General features: G+C 42.8%; 2 protein-coding genes. Both read right to left on the reverse strand.

All coding sequences use genetic code 11. The annotated features are described in order from the left end of the window. Positions 1-114 precede the first annotated feature (114 nt). Entirely contained in the window at positions 115-1,215 is a 1,101-nt protein-coding gene (locus U9Q77_12105; protein MEA3288101.1) for a type II toxin-antitoxin system HipA family toxin, read from the reverse strand. Further along, positions 1,208-1,528, reverse strand: coding sequence for a helix-turn-helix transcriptional regulator (locus tag U9Q77_12110; protein MEA3288102.1), 321 nt, complete (start codon positions 1,526-1,528; stop codon positions 1,208-1,210). Before U9Q77_12110 ends, U9Q77_12105 begins: the two co-directional genes overlap by 8 nt. Positions 1,529-1,921 lie beyond the last annotated feature (393 nt).

Consider the following 1,921-nt stretch of genomic DNA (forward strand, 5'->3'; position numbering starts at 1 on the left):
GGGTTAGAAGCATGCCCAGCGTAGCTCATAGAGCGAAGATGGGTGAAAAGTTATGATGTGTCAGAAAGTCAAAGGTCTTAAGGTCGAAGGTGAAAAGCTGGTTGGAGGATAGTGTCACCAGTGAATTTGGCGGATTGGGGTGGATAATTCATATACCTCATCAATGACATTTTGGGATACTTTTCGGTCCAAATCACACTGATCTGAGACCGTTACCATATCATTTCTATCTGGTTGGCCTGAACCGGCCATGGTGGTTGTATGATTCCCGCCAAATCCAGGACTGGGTACAAGATCATATGCCGGAGCCAATTGCCACTGGTTATCCTTGTATAGAAAGGAAAAATTTTTAGCATGATCATCTCTATTGCCTGTGAGCACATTGAATACTCCGAGCCGGAACAGTCGGTAAGCATCTTCGATATTTCCAGTCAAAATGCGAGTTGCCTTGATTAGATCTACGTAATCCAGAGCAGGATATCGATGACTGGCATTCAATAGTCCTGAGGCAGTCAGCATATGTATCTTATTGGTACCTACTCGATCAAATCTTCTCACTCCGAAGTATTTATCCTCAAAAAGTGCTGTCTCGGGCATGATGATCTTGCAGAGCTTCGCAACCCTGGAATATTTATATTCAACCTCACCAATATCTGAGGCATCTTGAGGAGCAGGGAATTTCACCAGCCAGGACCGACCATCCACTTGCAGCATCACTTTTGGCCTGGCACCTCCTGAAGACCCTCCTACTGCAACCAAAAGCTCCAGGTTCTGTGTGTATTGAGTCTCAGCTAAAATCTTTTCTATTTCAGCCGCAATAGTTGGAATATCCAACTTACTCTGATTATTACTAAAACTCCGGTCAGGCCGATACTCCAGAGCACCCATACCAGCACCCCCTACCAGGCTTAAGCGATCCAGAAGTGACAATGACCGATGATCAATTCCTCTACTGGCCAGCAATCGATCAAGCAATAGATTTCCCCAACCATCAGGTAAACTGTCGTTGAATACACCAAAGCCGCCAGAAAATGGTTCTGCTGCTGCCAGGAAAAGACGAGGCTTTAGCGGCAAATAGAATGGTGATATGGCAAAGCCAGTAGCTAGGAATTGAGGGGTATATTCAAAAGCGCATCGCATTTCTGCCGTTATAGCTAATCTACCGACAATTTGATCACCTAGATATACTTCTGATTTTTCAACTGGTTTAAACATTTCTGGCTCGCTTGCGACTGTGCTTCTGTTTCGACTTCAGCAAATCATCCATGTTCCTATATTCCATGGTAGGGAATAAATGATGAAAGGCTTCCAAAGCCTCTAATACTTGGGCAATCCTCAACAGGTTAGCTAAAGATATTTTATACTGTGATTCAAATCGCTTAATACTTCCTAGACTCACACCAGACCGATGAGCCAGAGTTGCCTGGGTAACATTTTGGGAAATCCGAAACGCCTTCATCCTTTCAGCGATCCCCCGAGCAATAGCTGGTGGATTGAAATCATCTAATATAAATTTATTATTGTCCATTATATTAGCCCTTACATTCTATATATTCACTTATCTACTAATATATTAGTCTTTATTGACATTACAATGATAATGAGTTTGTAGTAAGCGGAAAGTCGAAAGTCGAAGGTCGAAGGTCGAAGGTCGAAGGTCGAAAGTCTGAAGGTCGAAAGTCTGAAAGTTGAAAGTTGAAAGTTGATTATAGGGGTTATTTCTTGCTTTGTGGGGTATTTATTGATGAGTTTGGGGGTATTTTGGGGTATAAGGTGTATGGGAGGATGGTGATTTATTTTTGGTTCTTCCCCTAAATGCGTACCTGGGGTCATAGGAAGAAGCGTCAAAATGGTGAATGAGACCTGATTTATCTGCTAAAGAAATATCCCGAAGGGATTAAATATGAATAGCTACCCGGCG

The organism is Candidatus Neomarinimicrobiota bacterium (genome assembly GCA_034716895.1).
Lineage (GTDB): Bacteria > Fidelibacterota > UBA8477 > UBA8477 > JABMPR01 > JABMPR01.